17 protein-coding genes and 2 riboswitches are annotated in these 18,599 nt (G+C 44.0%); of the genes, 15 read left to right on the forward strand and 2 right to left on the reverse strand.

The features are described from left to right. Nucleotides 1-108 precede the first annotated feature (108 nt). Nucleotides 109-1,518, reverse strand: coding sequence for a GABA permease (gene gabP, locus MKY10_RS03425; protein ID WP_003233998.1), 1,410 nt, complete (start codon nt 1,516-1,518; stop codon nt 109-111). A gap of 37 nt (nt 1,519-1,555) precedes the next feature. After that, the gene (locus MKY10_RS03430) at nt 1,556-1,843 is read right to left on the reverse strand and encodes a hypothetical protein (protein ID WP_044052617.1); all 288 of its coding nucleotides are present in this window, start codon (nt 1,841-1,843) and stop codon (nt 1,556-1,558) included. A 73-nt stretch (nt 1,844-1,916) separates the two neighbouring features. Here MKY10_RS03430 and mneS point away from each other — a divergent pair, with 73 nt between their 5' ends. From mneS to purB, 15 genes are all read left to right on the forward strand, one after another. Continuing rightward, a complete protein-coding gene (mneS, locus tag MKY10_RS03435) occupies nt 1,917-2,789 on the forward strand; it encodes a manganese transporter MneS (RefSeq protein ID WP_003233995.1) in 873 nt (290 codons plus the stop codon). A gap of 349 nt (nt 2,790-3,138) precedes the next feature. Further along, nucleotides 3,139-4,101: a MoxR family ATPase gene (locus MKY10_RS03440; RefSeq protein WP_048655022.1), complete on the forward strand. Its 963-nt coding sequence runs from the start codon at nt 3,139-3,141 to the stop codon at nt 4,099-4,101. Further along, a complete protein-coding gene (locus MKY10_RS03445; RefSeq protein WP_044052616.1) occupies nt 4,101-5,297 on the forward strand; it encodes a DUF58 domain-containing protein in 1,197 nt (398 codons plus the stop codon). Before MKY10_RS03440 ends, MKY10_RS03445 begins: the two co-directional genes overlap by 1 nt. A gap of 21 nt (nt 5,298-5,318) precedes the next feature. Next, nucleotides 5,319-7,532, forward strand: a complete 2,214-nt coding sequence (locus MKY10_RS03450) for a DUF4129 domain-containing transglutaminase family protein (RefSeq protein WP_015252662.1) — start codon at nt 5,319-5,321, stop codon at nt 7,530-7,532. Between the two features lie 162 nt (nt 7,533-7,694). After that, the gene (gene guaA, locus MKY10_RS03455; protein WP_003233970.1) at nt 7,695-9,236 is read left to right on the forward strand and encodes a glutamine-hydrolyzing GMP synthase; all 1,542 of its coding nucleotides are present in this window, start codon (nt 7,695-7,697) and stop codon (nt 9,234-9,236) included. A 109-nt stretch (nt 9,237-9,345) separates the two neighbouring features. Further along, nucleotides 9,346-9,879, forward strand: coding sequence for a sigma-70 family RNA polymerase sigma factor (locus MKY10_RS03460; protein ID WP_015252661.1), 534 nt, complete (start codon nt 9,346-9,348; stop codon nt 9,877-9,879). Then, nucleotides 9,861-11,327, forward strand: coding sequence for a DUF4179 domain-containing protein (locus MKY10_RS03465; protein ID WP_048655021.1), 1,467 nt, complete (start codon nt 9,861-9,863; stop codon nt 11,325-11,327). Before MKY10_RS03460 ends, MKY10_RS03465 begins: the two co-directional genes overlap by 19 nt. Before the next feature lie 147 nt (nt 11,328-11,474). Further along, nucleotides 11,475-11,576, forward strand: a riboswitch (purine riboswitch). A gap of 134 nt (nt 11,577-11,710) precedes the next feature. Further along, nucleotides 11,711-13,033: a hypoxanthine/guanine permease PbuG gene (pbuG, locus tag MKY10_RS03470; RefSeq protein WP_015252659.1), complete on the forward strand. Its 1,323-nt coding sequence runs from the start codon at nt 11,711-11,713 to the stop codon at nt 13,031-13,033. Nucleotides 13,034-13,243: 210 nt separating this feature from the next. Further along, nucleotides 13,244-14,047, forward strand: a complete 804-nt coding sequence (locus MKY10_RS03475) for a hypothetical protein (protein WP_029317403.1) — start codon at nt 13,244-13,246, stop codon at nt 14,045-14,047. 158 nt (nt 14,048-14,205) lie between these two features. After that, complete coding sequence (locus MKY10_RS03480) at nt 14,206-14,373, forward strand: Fur-regulated basic protein FbpA (protein WP_003244066.1); 168 nt, start codon at nt 14,206-14,208, stop codon at nt 14,371-14,373. 213 nt (nt 14,374-14,586) lie between these two features. Then, entirely contained in the window at nt 14,587-15,141 is a 555-nt protein-coding gene (locus MKY10_RS03485; RefSeq protein WP_009966729.1) for a DUF5698 domain-containing protein, read from the forward strand. Next, nucleotides 15,141-15,338: an NETI motif-containing protein gene (locus MKY10_RS03490; protein ID WP_003219403.1), complete on the forward strand. Its 198-nt coding sequence runs from the start codon at nt 15,141-15,143 to the stop codon at nt 15,336-15,338. Before MKY10_RS03485 ends, MKY10_RS03490 begins: the two co-directional genes overlap by 1 nt. Nucleotides 15,339-15,417: 79 nt before the next feature. Continuing rightward, nucleotides 15,418-15,519, forward strand: a riboswitch (purine riboswitch). A gap of 141 nt (nt 15,520-15,660) precedes the next feature. Then, nucleotides 15,661-16,149 (forward strand): 5-(carboxyamino)imidazole ribonucleotide mutase, encoded by a 489-nt coding sequence (purE, locus tag MKY10_RS03495; RefSeq protein WP_003244134.1) that lies wholly within the window; start codon nt 15,661-15,663, stop codon nt 16,147-16,149. After that, nucleotides 16,142-17,284: a 5-(carboxyamino)imidazole ribonucleotide synthase gene (gene purK, locus MKY10_RS03500; RefSeq protein ID WP_044052613.1), complete on the forward strand. Its 1,143-nt coding sequence runs from the start codon at nt 16,142-16,144 to the stop codon at nt 17,282-17,284. Before purE ends, purK begins: the two co-directional genes overlap by 8 nt. Next, the gene (gene purB, locus MKY10_RS03505) at nt 17,281-18,576 is read left to right on the forward strand and encodes an adenylosuccinate lyase (protein WP_014476028.1); all 1,296 of its coding nucleotides are present in this window, start codon (nt 17,281-17,283) and stop codon (nt 18,574-18,576) included. Before purK ends, purB begins: the two co-directional genes overlap by 4 nt. Nucleotides 18,577-18,599: the final 23 nt, after the last annotated feature.

The following is an 18,599-nucleotide window of genomic DNA, read 5'->3' on the forward strand; positions in this document are numbered from 1 at the left end:
TAATGACAATAAGGACGTGATGGTTACAAAAAATCTTCGTGCTGCAGCCCGCCCGAAGAAGAAAATAACAAAATCCTAAACGGCAGGCCGTTTAGGATTTGATCAGCATTAAGGCAGGATATCGGGTTGCTGCTGTGTGACTGGGTTGGCAGCCGCTTTCTCGCTCACCTTGCGTTTTCTGAACACAAGGTAAGAAATCAGAACGATTCCCGTGATGACGCCTGTTAGCAGCAGCTCGTCTCTCATGGAATCAATAAACGCCATGGACACTAAAATTCCGCAAATGGCGATGATGGTCAAGTAGGTTAGGAAAGGGAAGAGCCACATTTTGATCTTCAATGCTTCTGGGTTTGTTTTTTCGAGTTTTTTCCGCATTTTCAGCTGGGAAACTGCGATGACAAGATAGACGAGTAAAGCGATTGCGCCTGATGAGTTGACTAAGAATAAAAAGACGGTATCCGGTGAAAAATAGTTCATTACGACCGCGATATAAGAGAAAAATGTCCCGGCCACAATGGCTTGTACGGGAACGCCTTTTTTGCTCAATTTCATAAAACGGCGCGGCGCTTCGTTTCTTTCTGCAAGTGAATACAGCATTCTGGATGTGGTATACAAACCTGAATTCAGGCAAGAGAGTACGGCTGTGAGGACGATAAAGTTCATAATCTGTGCGGCTGCGGGCACTCCTATATGCTCAAGTACAGCGACGAAAGGGCTTTCTAAAATATTTGCTGAATTCCATGGCAACAGCGCTACGACAATGGCGATTGAGCCCACGTAAAAGACGATGATGCGCCATACAACGGATCTGGTGGCTTTTGTCACAGATTCGATCGGATTGGATGTTTCCCCTGCTGCAATGGCAACGATTTCAGTTCCCATAAAAGAGAAAATGACAACGACAATGCCGAGCAATACGGAGCTGATGCCCTCCGGGAAAAATCCGCCTTTGCCTGTAAGATTCGAAAAACCGACTGGCTCACTGCCCGGTGCAAAGCCAAAAATAAAGGCAAAACCAACGATTAGAAAAGCAATGATAGTCACAACTTTAATGAGGGAGAACCAATATTCAAACTCACCGAAAGACTTAACGGAGTAGACGTTTGTCAGGGTGAGCACAATGGTCAAGATCAAACTTGTCAGCCACAGCGGAATATCATGGAACCAGTATTGAATAATGCCAGCACCGGCAATGGCTTCGATCGCGATGACGATCACCCAGAAAAACCAGTACAGCCAGCCGATTGTAAATCCTGCCCACGGTCCGATGGCGTCGTGAGCGTATTGAGAAAACGATCCGCTCGTCGGGTTTACGGCAGACATCTCACCGAGCATTCTCATAATAAAAATCACCAATAATCCGGCTAACGCGTAAGAAACAACGGCACCCGGACCGGTCGAGTGAATCACTGAACCGCTGCCTACAAATAGGCCGGCTCCGATTACACCGGCAATCGAAATCATTGTCATATGGCGGGTCTTTAATTCCTTTTTTAATCCTGATTGAGATTGGTTCATAAGTTACCTCCTTTTAAAATGCAATCATTACTGAATATTATGATAATTGAAACTCTATCATAAATATACAGTTTGTCGAAAATTCATGTGAGAAAATATAACGTTTTATTTCAAATTTGTAGTGTTTTGTTTGCGCTTTCAGCGAATGTGTGGAAAAAATGTTTCGTTTTTTATTTGCTGTGTGATTTTGTGTACTATTTACAATTTGATAGAATGCGAGAAGCGCTGGTGTCATTGGATCTGATGGGCTTTTTGGCGGAGCAAATAAATTGGATGAGAGAAAAAGTGTTCCATCGTCACTATTTTTCTGTGGCGGGTGAATCATGTTTCTGTAGACCCACTGCGGTTCAGCTTTGTAAGATAATAATAGGAAAATGTGAGCGGGGAGGAGGTTTTGTATGGAGAGATATGATGAACTGAAAAAGGGAGAATCCGGGGCGCTGGTCAGCATTGCCGCGTATCTTGTTCTTTCCGCAATTAAACTGATCATCGGTTATCTTTTTCACTCGGAAGCACTTACGGCAGACGGGTTAAATAACACAACTGACATTATTGCTTCTGTTGCTGTGCTGATTGGCCTGCGCATCTCTCAAAAGCCTCCTGACGAAGATCATCCATACGGCCACTTTCGAGCGGAAACGATTGCATCGCTTATCGCATCGTTTATTATGATGGTTGTCGGCCTGCAAGTGCTGTTCAGTGCCGGAGAATCTATTTTTTCTGCTAAACAAGAGACGCCGGATATGATTGCGGCTTGGACGGCAGCGGGCGGGGCAGTCCTGATGCTGATCGTTTATCGGTACAATAAAAGGCTGGCCAAAAAGGTGAAGAGCCAGGCGCTCCTTGCTGCGGCTGCTGATAATAAATCAGACGCATTCGTCAGTATCGGCACATTTATCGGCATTGTGGCTGCTCAATTCCATCTTGCTTGGATTGATACGGTCACTGCGTTTGTGATCGGTCTGCTTATTTGCAAGACCGCATGGGATATTTTTAAAGAGTCATCTCACTCTTTGACAGATGGATTCGACATAAAGGACATTTCCGCTTATAAACAGACAATCGAAAAAATCTCCGGTGTGAGCCGTTTAAAAGACATAAAAGCAAGATACTTGGGCAGTACGGTTCATGTTGATGTGGTGGTTGAGGTATCGGCAGATTTAAATATTACGGAAAGCCACGATATAGCCAATGAAATTGAGCGGAGAATGAAGGAGGAGCATGCGATTGATTATTCGCATGTTCATATGGAGCCTTTAGAACAAAAATAATGGAGCTTCCTGTCACAGGAAGCTTCAGCGTGTCGACAAACCCTCGCATTCGTTGTCAGGTCTGCGCTTCGGTGCTCACGAATTAGAACATTCGCTCCGCTCCTATGCTCGTCCTTCCTAGACTTCAAGGGTTTTCAATCACGCTGAAAAGATGACAAAACCCTAAAATGAAAGCCATTTTAGGATTTTGTCAACAATCTGGAGCTTCCTGCCACAGGAAGCTTTTTTGTGTGTTTTGGCCAGCTTTATTGGTAACAATTTGCTAGAATCGTTTTTTTATACAGATTGCTTTTTGTGGTAAAGTTAGGTTACATTATGATGAATTTTGTAGATGACTAGGAGGAAAAGAATGGCATATCAAGAAGACCTGCATCCTTTGCTGGGGAAAGCAGTTGAACATATTAATAGAGTAATGGTTGGAAAACGAGACATCGCCATACTCAGCTTAGCAGCCCTTCTTGCCAAAGGGCATGTGCTGCTTGAGGATGTACCCGGAGTCGGAAAAACGATGATGGTCCGCGCGCTGGCAAAGTCAATCGGCGCCGATTTCAAAAGAATCCAATTCACTCCGGATTTGCTGCCATCTGATGTAACAGGGGTATCTATCTATAATGCGAAAACGATGGAGTTTGAATATCGTCCCGGCCCGATTATGGGAAATATCGTGCTGGCCGATGAAATCAACCGTACCTCTCCGAAGACACAGTCGGCTTTGCTCGAAGCGATGGAAGAGGGAAGCGTCACGGTAGATGGCCATACGATGCAGCTTGCCGATCCGTTTTTTGTGATGGCAACGCAAAACCCAGTCGAATATGAAGGAACCTATCCTTTGCCGGAAGCCCAGCTTGACCGTTTTTTATTCAAACTTCGGATGGGTTATCCGTCCTTTAATGAAGAGCTTGACGTCTTATCTCTTCAGGAAAAAAGCCATCCGATTGAGACGCTTGAGCCGATTATTGCAAAAGAAGACTTCATCCATTTACAGAGGGAAGTGCAAAATGTCCGTGCTGATGACAGCATTAAGGAATATATCGTTGAAATTGTGCAGAAAACGAGACAGCATCCTTCTGTTCAATTAGGCGTCAGTCCGCGCGGCTCAATCGCCCTCATGAAAGCGGCACAGGCATACGCGCTGCTGCATCATCGCGACTATGTCATACCGGATGATATTCAATATTTAGCTCCTTTCACGCTGCCGCACCGGATGATGCTTCATCCTGAGGCAAAATTTGAAGGGATTCAGGCAGAAGCGATCGTAAGGGAGATCATGTCAGCTGTGAAGGTGCCGGTTCAAAGGTCGTCGGTCCGCTGATGAATAAGAAATGGCAATGGCTCATATATGGTTGGAAGCTGATTATATTAACTTTATTGACGGCTGCTGTTTTTTCTTATGCGATGTTTCAGGGCGGCTTTGTCAGCTGGTTTTTGTTTTACGCGTTTCTCCCTTTTGTCTTGTATGCCGGGCTGTTGGCCTTGTATCCGCTCCGTTCTTTTCAGGCTTCAAGGCAAATGGATAAAACACAATTGCATGCGGGGGACAGGCTGGGCGTAACGGTTACGCTGAGAAGAAAGCTGCCATTCCCCCTGATGTATATGGTGATTGAAGATTGCCTGCCAGAAGGTATCGAGTCATTAAATCGAGACGGAGCCGCGGCCAAACGGCTCGTTTTTCCTTGGTTTAAACGGAGCATGACGATGTCGTATGAATTAGCTCGGGTACCGCGCGGAGAGCATCACTTTCATTCTGTCAGGGTGCGAACCGGGGATGTTCTTGGCTTGATTGAAAAAACAGCATTTTTTGAGCTGGATGATACCTTGTTTGTTTATCCATTCTATCAGCGTTTTTCCTATCAGGTGAATGAGAGGCATCAGGAAGACGGTGTAAGCGGTTCTTCTCCTATTCATCAGCACCATTCCTCAGTCGCAGCAAGTGTGCGGAATTATCAGCCGGGAGACCGATTTGCTGCGTTAGATTGGAAGACATCTGCACGGCGGAGCCAGCTGATGACGAAGGAATTTGAGCCTTCTCGCAGCAAAAATCTGTTTCTGCTGATGGTCCGTTTTTCCTCAGACGCATTCGAAGAGGTCGTTTCAGTGACAGCTTCGATTCTTCATTCTGTTTTAAAAAACGGCGCGGGTGCTGGTCTGGCTTCCATCGGGAAGGAAAAAAACATTTTCCCTATTCAGGAAGGGGATCAGCATTTTAAGCACATGCTTCGGCATTTAGCCATCGCTCATTGTGATGCGGCAGACCCGATAAGCCGATATGCACGGGAAGAGCTGGGAAAGCCATCTGTTCGCCAAGCTGATCAAGTTGTTGTCACGGGACAGTTAACGGAAGATATGCTGCACCTTGCAGAAATAGGAGGCGGCCGGATTACGGTGATACTGGCAAAAGAGAAAGATGCTGAGCTCTCTCAAGCTGAAAATGTCATGATTGAACGCATGATGAAACGCCAAATCAGAGTTCGGGTCATGAGGGGCGGGCGAGTTTCGCGTGTTGTTTAGAAAGAGAGGTGACTGGTTCACATGCCGCACGATGATCACAAGGGAAGCCGTTTGAGCTTGCTGTTATTTTATTTTCTGGCTTTTTTATTGCTGTGGGAGTGGCTCAGGCCGCTTGACAGTTTTACTGAAACGAAACATACAGGCTTTTTTAGTGTCTTTATCGGTTTGACGTTTCTGCTGACTTTTTTCAGGATGAGGTGGTTTGTCACCGTTCCTTTTTGTGTCATATTTACATTGATCTCGATACACATCCTGTTTTATCAAGGATCTATATTCGACTTGAGCTGGGTCAGCTCTTTTTTGCAGGATGTCTATCTGAATATCACGCTGATTCAATCTGGGCAATGGAATGACATGATTCCTTCATTTCGGACCCTGCTGTTTTTTGTGCTGCTGTGGCTGCTGGTCTATCTCCTGCATTATTGGGTGATTTACCAGAGAAGAATTTTGTTTTTCTTTATGATGACAGTAGCGTATATTACGATTCTTGATACCTTTACGCCATATGATGCCACTTTTGCCGTCATCCGTATCGTGCTGATCGGCTTCTTTATGCTGGGCCTTTTATACTTGGAGCGCATTAAGCTGATGGAAAGAATCACACTGCCAAAAACATCTGTCCTGAAATGGTTTCTTCCTTTATCTGTATTGGTTTTGGCTGCAACGGGATTCGGACTCGCCGCTCCAAAATCAGATCCAGCCTGGCCTGATCCGGTGCCTTTTCTTAAAAAAATCACTCATCAAGACCGCGTGTCTGCAGGGGAAAGCAAAATCGGATACGGGAATCATGATGAATCACTCGGCGGCCCGTTCCAGCAGGATGCTACACCTGTTTTTACATGGCAGGGAAAAGAGCGTACGTATTTCCGTGTGGAAACGAAGGATACGTATACCGGGAAAGGCTGGATTGAAACAGACACAGGCATGTCGTATCAGCTTAGCAATGGAAAAGTTGAAAATCTGTGGTTTGACCATAAGGTTGCGACAGAGCGCCGCACCGTCCGTGTAAAAGTCGATAAGCACTACGGGTATAACCATCTGATGTATCCGATTGGTGCGGAAATCATTCAGCCAAAGCAGGCTGTCTCACTTGAAATGAACGGCAACACGGAGCAAATTTCTCCGATCAGTGAACAAGCCGGTGAAATCAGAAATATGGGGAATTATACTGTAACGTACAATTCCCCGGTCTATAAGCTGGATGAACTGAGAAAGGTAAAAGTGAGAAAAAACAGTGAGGAGTACACATTCAGCGATCGCTACATGCAGCTTCCAGATTCACTGCCAGAGCGGGTGAGAACCCTTGCGATCAAACTGACTCAGGATCACGACAATATGTTTGATAAGGTGAAAGCGGTTGAGGACTATTTAGGGTCAAATGCGTTCACATATGAAACAGAAAACGTGACCATTCCTAAGAATGATGAAGATTATGTCGATCAATTTCTCTTTGAAACGAAAATGGGTTATTGTGATAACTTTTCTTCCGCCATGGTGGTGCTCTTGCGCTCGGCCGGGATTCCGGCCCGCTGGGTAAAGGGTTATACGTCCGGCGAATACAAAGAAGCAGGAAACAAAAATGGCAACATCTACGAAGTGACAAATAACAATGCCCATTCCTGGGTAGAGGTGTATTTCCCGGAACAGGGCTGGGTTACATTTGAGCCGACTAAAGGGTTTACAAATCCGGCTGAATTTACTTCTTCTGACACAAAGGACTCCGGCAGCGATAGCAGCAGCTCGCCGAAGAAAGCAAAAGAGAAACAGAAAGAAGAGAAAAAACAGCCGCAAAAAGAGGAAAAACAAAAGGAAAAGCGGGAGCCAGCTGTTTCTAAAAAGCCGTCCGCTTCACATACCAATGCCGGTGCGGGCTTGTATGCAGCGCTTGCGATTCTTGCAGTCCTCCTGGTGGCAGCTGTATTGCTGTATGTTTTCCGCTCGTTATGGATTCCTGTTTTCGCCGTGAGGAAATTGAAGCGGCGCAACGATCAGCACGCGTTTTTTGAGGCATATGACGCGCTGCTGAAACAACTGAAGAGAAAAGGGCTGCCGAAACGAGGCAGTGAAACGCTGCGTGATTATGCAAAACGAATCGATGAAAAATACGACATAGAAGACATGTCAAAGCTGACATTAAGCTATGAAAGGGCGCTTTACAGAAATGAAGATTCTTCAGCGCTTTGGAATGATTCCAGAGAGTTATGGGAAAATTTAATTAAAAGAAGATGGTCTTGACCGCTTATCAACGTGTTGTTAGAATTAGTGAATATTATCGGAGTCTGGGAGCGAGTTGGCCTGACTCCGGCAAACGGCCTTGCCAAAGAGGGCGGAGCGAGCTTCATATCTGTCCTCGTTTTTTTCTGTGTCAAAAAACTTAGAGGAGATTAGGTGACAACCATGACAAAGTTAGTGAATGAAATGATTCTTGTCCTTGATTTCGGCAGTCAGTATAACCAGCTGATTACACGCCGTATCCGTGAATTCGGTGTTTACAGCGAGCTGCATCCACATACATTGACGGCTGAAGAAATTAAAAAAATGAATCCAAAAGGAATTATTTTATCCGGCGGTCCAAACAGTGTGTATGATGAAAACTCTTTCCGCTGTGACGAGAAAATCTTCGAGCTTGATATTCCTGTTTTGGGAATTTGCTACGGCATGCAGCTGATGACTCATTACCTTGGCGGTAAAGTTGAAGCGGCAAGCCAGCGTGAATACGGAAAAGCAAACATCCGCATCGAAGGCACACCTGATTTGTTCAAAGATCTTCCAAACGAACAAGTGGTTTGGATGAGCCACGGCGATTTGGTTGTAGAAGTTCCTGAAGGCTTCACTGTTGACGCGACAAGCCATCACTGCCCGAACTCAGCGATGAGCAAAGCGGACAAAAAATGGTATGGCGTTCAGTTCCACCCGGAAGTGCGCCACTCTGAATACGGCAATGATCTTCTGAAAAACTTTGTATTCGGTGTTTGCGAATGCGAAGGCGAATGGTCAATGGAGAACTTTATCGAAATCGAAATGCAAAAAATCCGTGAAACGGTCGGAGACAAACAGGTTCTTTGCGCGCTAAGCGGCGGCGTTGATTCCTCTGTTGTTGCTGTTTTGATTCATAAAGCGATCGGCGACCAGCTGACTTGTATCTTTGTAGACCATGGTCTTCTCCGTAAAGGCGAAGCTGAGGGTGTTATGAAAACATTCAGCGAAGGCTTTAACATGAATGTGATTAAAGTAGACGCAAAAGATCGATTCTTAAACAAACTAAAAGGCGTTTCTGATCCTGAGCAAAAACGCAAAATCATCGGTAATGAATTCATTTACGTGTTTGATGATGAAGCGGACAAGCTCAAAGGCATCGACTACCTTGCACAAGGTACGCTTTACACAGATATCATCGAGAGCGGTACAGCAACGGCGCAAACGATCAAATCTCACCACAATGTCGGCGGGCTTCCTGAAGACATGCAGTTTGAGCTGATCGAGCCGTTAAACACGCTCTTCAAAGACGAAGTGCGCGCGCTAGGCACAGAGCTCGGCATTCCGGATGAAATCGTATGGCGTCAGCCGTTCCCAGGACCGGGCCTCGGAATCCGTGTTCTTGGCGAAGTAACAGAAGAAAAACTTGAAATCGTTCGTGAATCAGATGCAATCTTGCGTGAAGAAATTGCAAATCACGGCTTAGAGCGTGATATCTGGCAATACTTCACTGTTCTTCCTGACATCCGCAGCGTTGGTGTTATGGGTGACGCAAGAACATATGATTACACAATCGGAATCCGTGCCGTTACATCAATCGACGGCATGACATCTGACTGGGCGCGTATCCCGTGGGATGTGCTTGAAGTCATTTCGACACGTATCGTAAACGAAGTGAAGCACATTAACCGCGTGGTGTACGATATTACAAGTAAGCCGCCTGCGACGATTGAGTGGGAATAAGTAAATAACAATGAGAAAAACGTCCCTTTTTCAAAAGGGGCGTTTTTTTGTTAACTTTTTGAAACCGTTTCGACAATTTTTGTATCTAACAACATAGGAGGTGGATAAGGTGAAGGAAGACAGATTGATTACAAAGGCGAGAAAAGGAAATGCTCGGGCCTTTGAAAAGCTTATGCTGGCACATCAGGAGACTTTATATAAAACCGCTTATCTCTATTTAAGAAATAAAGAAGATGCACTTGATGCTGTACAGGAAACAGCTTATAAAGCTTTTATCAGTATAGAAAAACTAAAAGAGCCAAAGTATTTTTTAACGTGGCTCACCCGAATTCTTATTAATTCAATTTTTGCAATGAAGAAAAAGCAGGGGGAATTAGTTCCGTTTGAAAGCCATCATGACACTGGCACGGACCAAAGGAATATTGAAGAATATATAGACTTGCGCAATGCGCTGGATACACTTGATGAACATGTTCAGTTAACAATTCAGCTCTATTATTTTCAAGATTATTCGATTTCAATGATAGCTGAACAAACAGGAATGGCAGAAGGCACAATTAAAACACATTTACATAGAGCAAGAAAAGCATTGAAACAGGAGCTGGAAAAGGAGGATCAAAACAAATGGACAAACACCAAATGAAGCAGATATTTGATGACATTGAAGTGCCTAAGACAGCGCTAAAAAAAGCAATACATCAAGCTGTTGTTCGTGCTGAAAATGAAAGTAACACGAGGCGCCGTTTTAAATGGGGACGAACCTTTACAAATGGAATTGCTGTTGCTGCTGTGGTAGGTATACTGTATTTAACGTCCGGTCTTTTTCTGCCTTCTGTAAACAAAGCGATGGGAAGCATACCCATTGTCGGCCAAATTTATAAGGAGTTTCAAGATAAAGTTGGCCTATCATTGTTTGAAAGCAATTTGGTCACAGCTTTAAATGAAAAAGCTGAGTCAAGGGGAATCACTGTATCGGTAAACAGCTCCTATTACGATGCCGGGCAGCTTGTGTATAACTTTACCGTTGATAACCTCCAGTCTGATAAAAAAGAGCTAAGTTATAATGTGAGCAAAGCGAGTTTTAATAATAATTTTTCAATCAACTACGATTCCTTAATGCTCAAAAAATTAAATAACAAACAATATGCTGGTCAATTAAGGCTTTATACAAAGGGGACAGAAATAAAGAATGGGGATACCGTGCCTTTTGTGATGACTCATATCAATGAAATACCGGGAAATTGGAGATTCAAACTGCCTATTACCAAAAAGAATGCGAGTTATTTAGAAAGCTCAAAAGTGGTATCAGTGCATCACAATCGTTATCAATTTTCCAATATTCAAGTGGAGAATGGTAAGCTAGGATCTGTCCTTCAATTTACAATCGATTATCAAGGCATAGCAAAGCATGATACGGTTGAAATTAACGAAGTCAAAGATGATTTAGGAAACACATATGAGATGACATCGTCAAACATCGAACTGGGAGACCGCAAAAAAGTAAACGAGAGAACGGTTAGAGCAAAAGGACAAACACAGTTAGAATCACCAATTAATCCAAAAGCGAAAAAGCTAACATTAATAGCTGATATTAAATCTGAGGCAGAGGGCAGTGAAATTATCCCGTTAAATGCAGAGATGCCATTTCATGTTTCAGAAACAAACCATCAAAACATAGGGATTCAAATCAACAACATTAACCAAAAAGGAAAGAAAGTATTGGTTCATTACCATTTCACTGGAATTGATACCTCAAGCGTGGACGAAAATAAATTAGTGAATATCGGTGAAACGATTGGCCTTGGTGATATAAAAAAAATGCAATCTTGGCCTGATCCAGTAGGTGATTATGAAGAAGGTTATTATTTGAAAGGAAATATTGCTAAAGTGAAAAATATGAAAACAGCCGAAATGGTATCTACTTTTGAACTGGATGATGATTATAATGATAAGCTGTCTTTAAAGCATTTTGAGTTTAATGAATACGGTCTGTATATTGATAACGGCGTTTTAAATGACCTGATTCAACTAAAGCCATTCTCGTTTACTGTACCAGTGCATCAGGTGAGTCAGCCTACCGAAAAAAAATAATCATAAGTTGAAAAGCCGTATGTTGCCATACATACGGTTTTTATCATTGTTACCAATTTAGTCAATAGACGAATAAACCAATTTTTTTAATAAGTAATGTTCGTTGTTTATATTGTCAATTCAAAATGAACTTGGTACAATAGACACAGAAATCAAATAAGATGAATTCGTATAATCGCGGGAATATGGCTCGCAAGTCTCTACCAAGCTACCGTAAATGGCTTGACTACGTAAACATTTCTTTCGTTTGATATAAATAAAACACGTTTATTTATTCGAACTGAAATCCGTCTGTAGTCAAGCGTCCCAAAATTATTGGGGCGTTTTTTATTTGGCGATTTCAGGACAGAATAAATAGCAAAGAGTGAAGGGAGTCAAATAGCTTGAAAAAGTATTTTCAGTTTGATGAGCTGGGCACCAGCTATCGCAATGAAATCATTGGCGGATTAACGACTTTTTTATCTATGGCATATATATTGTTCGTCAATCCGATTACGCTTGCTTTGGACAGCGTGAAAGATTTTCCGGAGGCGCTGAGAATTGACCAGGGTGCGGTCTTTACGGCGACAGCGCTGGCGTCTGCAGCAGGCTGTATCTTAATGGGATTAATAGCGAGATATCCGATTGCCATCGCGCCGGGTATGGGGCTGAACGCGTTTTTTGCGTTTTCTGTTGTCCTTGGTATGGGTATTTCATGGCAGGCAGCTTTGTCTGGTGTTTTTATTTCAGGCCTTATTTTCGTTGCTCTTTCTTTAACAGGTTTTCGTGAAAAAATCATCAACGCCATTCCGCCTGAGCTGAAATTGGCAGTCGGTGCGGGGATCGGCCTGTTTATTACATTCGTTGGTTTGCAAGGCTCAGGAATCATTACTGCAAATCCTTCTACGCTCGTCACGATCGGAAACATTCACAGCGGTCCTGTGCTGTTAACGATTTTCGGTGTGATTGTCACGGTTATTTTAATGGTGCTTCGCGTGAACGCAGGCGTGTTTATCGGGATGCTGTTAACAGCGGTTGCCGGCATGATTTTCGGTTTGGTTCCGGTTCCGACTCAAATTGTCGGCAGTGTGCCGAGCCTTGCGCCGACTTTCGGACAAGCGTGGATTCACCTCCCGGATATTTTCTCCGTACAAATGCTGATCGTTATTTTAACATTCTTGTTTGTCGGATTTTTTGATACAGCTGGTACACTTGTTGCTGTGGCGACACAAGCTGGTTTAATGAAGGAAAACAAATTGCCGCGTGCAGGCCGTGCGCTTTTAGCTGATTCATCTTCTATTGTGATCGGTGCCGTGCTTGGTACGTCTACAACAACTTCTTATGTGGAATCAAGCTCAGGTGTCGCTGCGGGTGCCCGGTCAGGATTTGCCGCAATTGTAACAGGGATTCTCTTTTTACTGGCTACGTTTTTCTCGCCGCTCCTATCAGTCGTTACGTCAAATGTAACAGCGCCGGCGCTTATTATTGTTGGTGCATTGATGGTGGCGCCGCTTGGCAAAATCGCTTGGGATAAGTTCGAAGTGGCCGTTCCTGCTTTCCTTACCATGATCATGATGCCGTTAACGTACAGCATCGCGACTGGTATTGCCATCGGATTTATTTTCTATCCGATTACAATGGTGTGCAAAGGGAAAGCAAAAGAGGTTCATCCAATCATGTACGGGCTGTTTGTCGTATTTATCCTGTACTTTATCTTCTTAAAATAAGAATTGAAAAACCAGCTGCACCGGCAGCTGGTTTTTTTGTTGCAAAAGATAAAACCATTTCATACGATATACCGTCATGTAGATGTGCCGCCATGCTTTACTTAAATGGAAATGACTTGACTGTTCAGGAAGGCTTCGGTACCTTATATAAGTGTTTTATTTTCTTGCTGAATGGTATTCCGCCGTATTTTTTTGATAGGAGTTGCTGACATGACGGAAGAAAGAAAAGAAACGTTTGAAGAAGAAATTAACCAGAGTGAAAGAATAGATGCAGATGAAGAACCGCTATCGAGAATGTCCAGAAAGGCGAGCCGGCAAAGCAAGCAGAAGCAAAAACAAAAGCAGAAACCGCGCCAGGAACGCGGTGAATCAACTGTTAAAGACAAGCTTGCGTCTGTTTGGGCAGCCATCAACAGATATTGCGGTTTTGCGTTCTCGATTTTAAAATCTCCGACGAAAACTGTCGTAACGGATGGTTTTTCTCATTATAAGTACGGTCTGATTTCAATGCTTATATTCAGTATCATTTTTTCAATTGGGAATTGGTTTCAGTTAAAGGCAAGCTGGAATCGGCCGCTCGGTTTCGGAGAACGCCATCATGCTTTCTATGACGGGTTTTTAGTTGTTCTTGTGTATTTGCTGATCTTTTTCGCGGTAATGGTCTTTGCTATATGGGCTGTCTCCCGCTATATGATGAAGCAGAAGGTGACGTTCAGAGAAGCGGCTGCCGTATTGGGTTCATTGCTTGTACCGGTAATTGCTGTTTCAATCCTTTGGCTGATCTTTGCGATCGTAAATATCCCAATGCTGACAGTACTGTTTACGGTGCTGATCTTGTTTTCCATCTTTTTTATCATCGCGCTGTATGTACAGCGTGTGTACCAGGCGGCACAAGATGCATCAATTGATTATATCTATTGTGTATTTGCAGTGGTTGCGATAGCGCTGCTGTTTACGGCAGTGACTTGGCCGTTTATTTCTGAGTATTTTACGGCGTCGCTGATTCCGCTTTAATGAAAAAACCGGCTAATCCTAGCCGGTTTTTTTATGTCACACTTTTTACAAATATATCTAAAAAACATAGTTGATTTGTAGGATTAACCCGTGTATGATGGGGAAAATGCTGAAAACGTCCAGCGCAAAAACCTTTATGTTTAAGGAGGATGATGGACATGGCTGATGTACTTCGCCGAGCAATTAACCAAAAGAAGCAATTTTTAAAAACCAAATTACTGCTCTCGGAATTTTATCAAGGAAGAGGGGAACAGCTTGCTGACTACACGCTGAGTGAGCTTGAGAAAGAATACAAGTCCCTTCAGAAAATGAAAAAAGAGATCTGACAATAGATATAAAGAGGTGAGTCTGCTGAAAAGTGGGCTTTTTTGTTTTGATTTTGAAAAGGCGAGAAAGAGGGTAAACTACTACTGTTCAACACATAAAAGCGTGTCGAAATATTTTGCTTAAGCTTACGGGCGAAGCTGATTGTAAACGGCTCATTTCTCTAGTAGAATATGAATGCTTTGTGCAAGCTGAAGAGTAGGGGGATGAATAAAATGATGCAAACCATCTTATCAAATGGGATAGCCATGGTTCTCATAATTCTCATTATTAATATTGTCTATGTGTCATTTTTTACGATAAGAATGATTTTAACGCTGAAAGGACAGCGTTATTTAGCGGCCGGCATCAGTACGATTGAAATACTGGTTTATGTGACGGGGCTGAGTCTGGTGCTCGATAACTTAGACCAGATTCAAAATGTGATCGCGTACGCGCTCGGTTACGGTCTAGGCGTAATTGTCGGCATGAAAATAGAAGAAAAATTGGCGCTTGGCTATATTATGGTCAATGTGATTACGAAGGAGCTCGATCTTGATCTTCCGAAGCAGCTCCGGGAAAAAGGCTACGGCGTGACAAATTGGGTGGCAGGCGGGCTTGAAGGCGACCGCACAGCCCTTCAGATCCTGACGCCGAGAAGATATGAACTCCAGCTATATGATACGATTAAAACACTTGATTCAAAAGCCTTTATTATTGCGTACGAACCAAAAACAATCCACGGCGGCTTCTGGGTCAAAGCGGTGAAGAAGAGGAGAATTAAAGAATAATGGCAAAGCCGAAGAAGAAAAAGTTTGAAGTGACAGAGCAGCAAACGATTGATGCGGTGCTTCAGCAAATGAAAGAAGAAGGATATCTGCCTGTAAGGCGAATGGAAGAGCCTATTTTTATGGAAAAAAAGGAAAATGGGTCAATTCAGATCGTTCCGTGCGGGAAAAAAATCGTATTTGAAGGGAAATTGATCTAAAACACGAACATTAGTAGAATGAATTTTTGTATCGTTCGATAATATCGTTGACATTATCCATGTCCGTTGTTAAGATAAACATGAAATCAAAACACGACCTCATATAATCTTGGGAATATGGCCCATAAGTTTCTACCCGGCAACCGTAAATTGCCGGACTATGCAGGAAAGTGATCGATAAAACTGACATGGATATATCGCAGAAGCGAACGACTGACGATACATGTACCATGCCCGGTTTGTATTGCTTCCTCATAAGTGCAATGCAGAGCGGGTATTTTTTATTTTCTGAAAACAAAAGCATTAGAAGGTGGGGAACAGAATGCAGCCGCTAGTAGGAATCATCATGGGAAGCACTTCCGATTGGGAGACAATGAAACACGCATGCGACATACTTGACGAACTCAATGTTCCGTACGAAAAAAAGGTCGTTTCCGCTCACCGGACGCCTGATTTCATGTTTGAATATGCTGAAACTGCTAGAGAAAGAGGCATCAAGGTGATTATTGCCGGTGCCGGAGGAGCGGCGCATCTGCCAGGGATGACGGCTGCGAAAACAACACTGCCAGTCATCGGAGTTCCGGTTCAGTCCAAGGCGCTGAACGGAATGGATTCACTTCTTTCCATCGTCCAAATGCCTGGAGGCGTGCCTGTTGCGACAACATCCATCGGCAAAGCGGGTGCTGTGAACGCAGGCCTGTTAGCGGCGCAAATTTTGTCAGCATTTGACGAAGACCTTGCCCGTAAGCTGGATGAGAGAAGAGAAAATACAAAACAGACAGTGTTAGAAAGCAGTGATCAGCTTGTCTAAACAAATCATCTATCCGGGAGCTGTAATCGGCATTATCGGCGGCGGCCAGCTTGGGAAAATGATGGCTGTGTCCGCCAAACAAATGGGGTATAAAGTCGCGGTCGTTGATCCGGTGAAAGATTCGCCGTGCGGGCAGGTTGCGGATGTCGAAATTACCGCTCATTATAATGACCGTGAAGCGATTCGAAAATTGGCTGAAATCAGCGATATCATCACATATGAGTTTGAAAACATCGACTATGATGCGCTGCATTGGCTGAAAGATCATGCGTATCTCCCGCAAGGAAGTGAGCTGCTGCTCATTACCCAAAACCGTGAAACAGAGAAAAAAGCAATTCAATCCGCGGGCTGTGAAGTCGCACCGTACAGCATCGTCAAAACAAAGAATGAATTGAAACAGGCGGTACAGGAGCTCGGGTTACCCGCAGTTCTGAAGACATGCCGCGGCGGGTACGACGGCAAAGGCCAATTTGTGATAAAAGAAGAGGCGCAAATGGAGCAGGCAGCCAGTCTGTTAGAACACGGAACTTGCATTCTTGAAAGCTGGGTTTCTTTTGAAATGGAACTGTCGGTGATCGTCGTCAGATCGGTAAACGGTGAAATTTCAACATTTCCGACAGCTGAAAACATTCACCACAACAATATTCTTTTCCAAAGCATCGTGCCCGCACGGGTAGAGAAAGGGATTCAGCAGAAGGTTGCTGATCTCGCAGTTAAGCTTGCAGACGAGCTTAACCTTGTCGGACCGCTTGCTGTTGAGATGTTCCTGACAGAGGACGGAGAGCTTTTGGTCAATGAACTGGCGCCAAGACCGCACAATTCTGGGCATTATACGCTGGATCTTTGCGAGACGAGCCAGTTTGAGCAGCATATCAGAGCGGTATGCGGGCTTCCGCTTGGGAAGACAGATTTGCTGAAGCCGGGCATGATGGTGAATCTTCTCGGCGATGAAGTGAAGCTTGTTGAGGAAGACCCGGAGCTTTTAAAAGAGGCAAAGCTATATATATACGGAAAACATGAAATCAAAAAAGGCCGCAAAATGGGGCATATTACATTTATGAAGCAGCCTGAAGACGAATGGATTCAGGAGATCACAAATAAATGGATGAATAGAGACGGAGGACAAGCAGAATGATCGAACGTTATTCAAGACCTGAAATGTCCGCGATTTGGACGGATGAAAACAGATTTCAAGCATGGCTGGAGGTAGAGATTCTTGCCTGTGAAGCGTGGGCGGAGCTTGGCGTCATTCCGAAAGAAGATGTAAAGGTTATGCGCGAAAACGCGTCATTTGACATCAACCGCATTTTAGAAATCGAACAGGACACGCGCCATGACGTTGTCGCTTTTACACGCGCCGTTTCCGAATCACTGGGCGAAGAAAGAAAATGGGTGCACTACGGATTAACGTCAACTGACGTTGTTGATACGGCTCTTTCCTACTTATTAAAACAGGCAAACGATATTTTGCTCAAGGATCTTGAGAGATTTGTTGACATTATAAAAGAAAAAGCGAAAGAACATAAATACACAGTCATGATGGGGCGCACGCACGGCGTACACGCTGAGCCTACAACTTTCGGCTTAAAACTTGCGCTTTGGCATGAAGAAATGAAACGTAATCTTGAGCGCTTTAAACAAGCGAAAGCAGGCATTGAGGTTGGAAAGATTTCCGGCGCTGTCGGCACATATGCGAACATTGATCCATTTGTTGAGCAATATGTCTGTGAGAAGCTCGGATTGAAAGCAGCACCGATTTCCACTCAAACCCTTCAGCGTGACCGCCATGCTGACTATATGGCAACACTTGCTTTGATCGCGACAAGCATTGAGAAATTCGCTGTGGAAATCCGCGGACTGCAAAAGAGTGAAACACGTGAAGTTGAGGAATTTTTCGCGAAAGGGCAAAAGGGTTCATCTGCAATGCCGCATAAACGAAATCCGATTGGCTCTGAAAACATGACAGGCATGGCGCGCGTGATCCGCGGCTACATGATGACAGCTTACGAAAATGTTCCATTATGGCATGAGCGCGATATTTCTCATTCTTCAGCAGAACGGATTATTCTTCCGGATGCGACAATTGCGCTGAACTACATGCTGAACCGCTTCTCCAACATCGTGAAGAACTTAACGGTCTTCCCGGAAAACATGAAGCGCAACATGGACCGCACTCTCGGCCTTATCTATTCTCAGCGTGTGCTGCTTGCTTTGATTGACACAGGCCTTACACGTGAAGAAGCCTATGATACTGTTCAGCCGAAAGCAATGGAAGCGTGGGAAAAACAAGTGCCGTTCCGCGAACTTGTTGAAGCGGAAGAGAAAATCACGTCACGTCTTTCTCCAGAAAAAATTGCTGACTGCTTTGATTACAATTACCATCTGAAAAATGTTGATCTGATCTTTGAACGTTTAGGTTTAGCATAGAAGAAGCTTTTAGCGGCTTCTTC

It is taken from the genome of Bacillus sp. FSL P4-0290, assembly GCF_037975435.1.
GTDB classification, from domain to species: Bacteria; Bacillota; Bacilli; order Bacillales; family Bacillaceae; genus Bacillus; species Bacillus subtilis.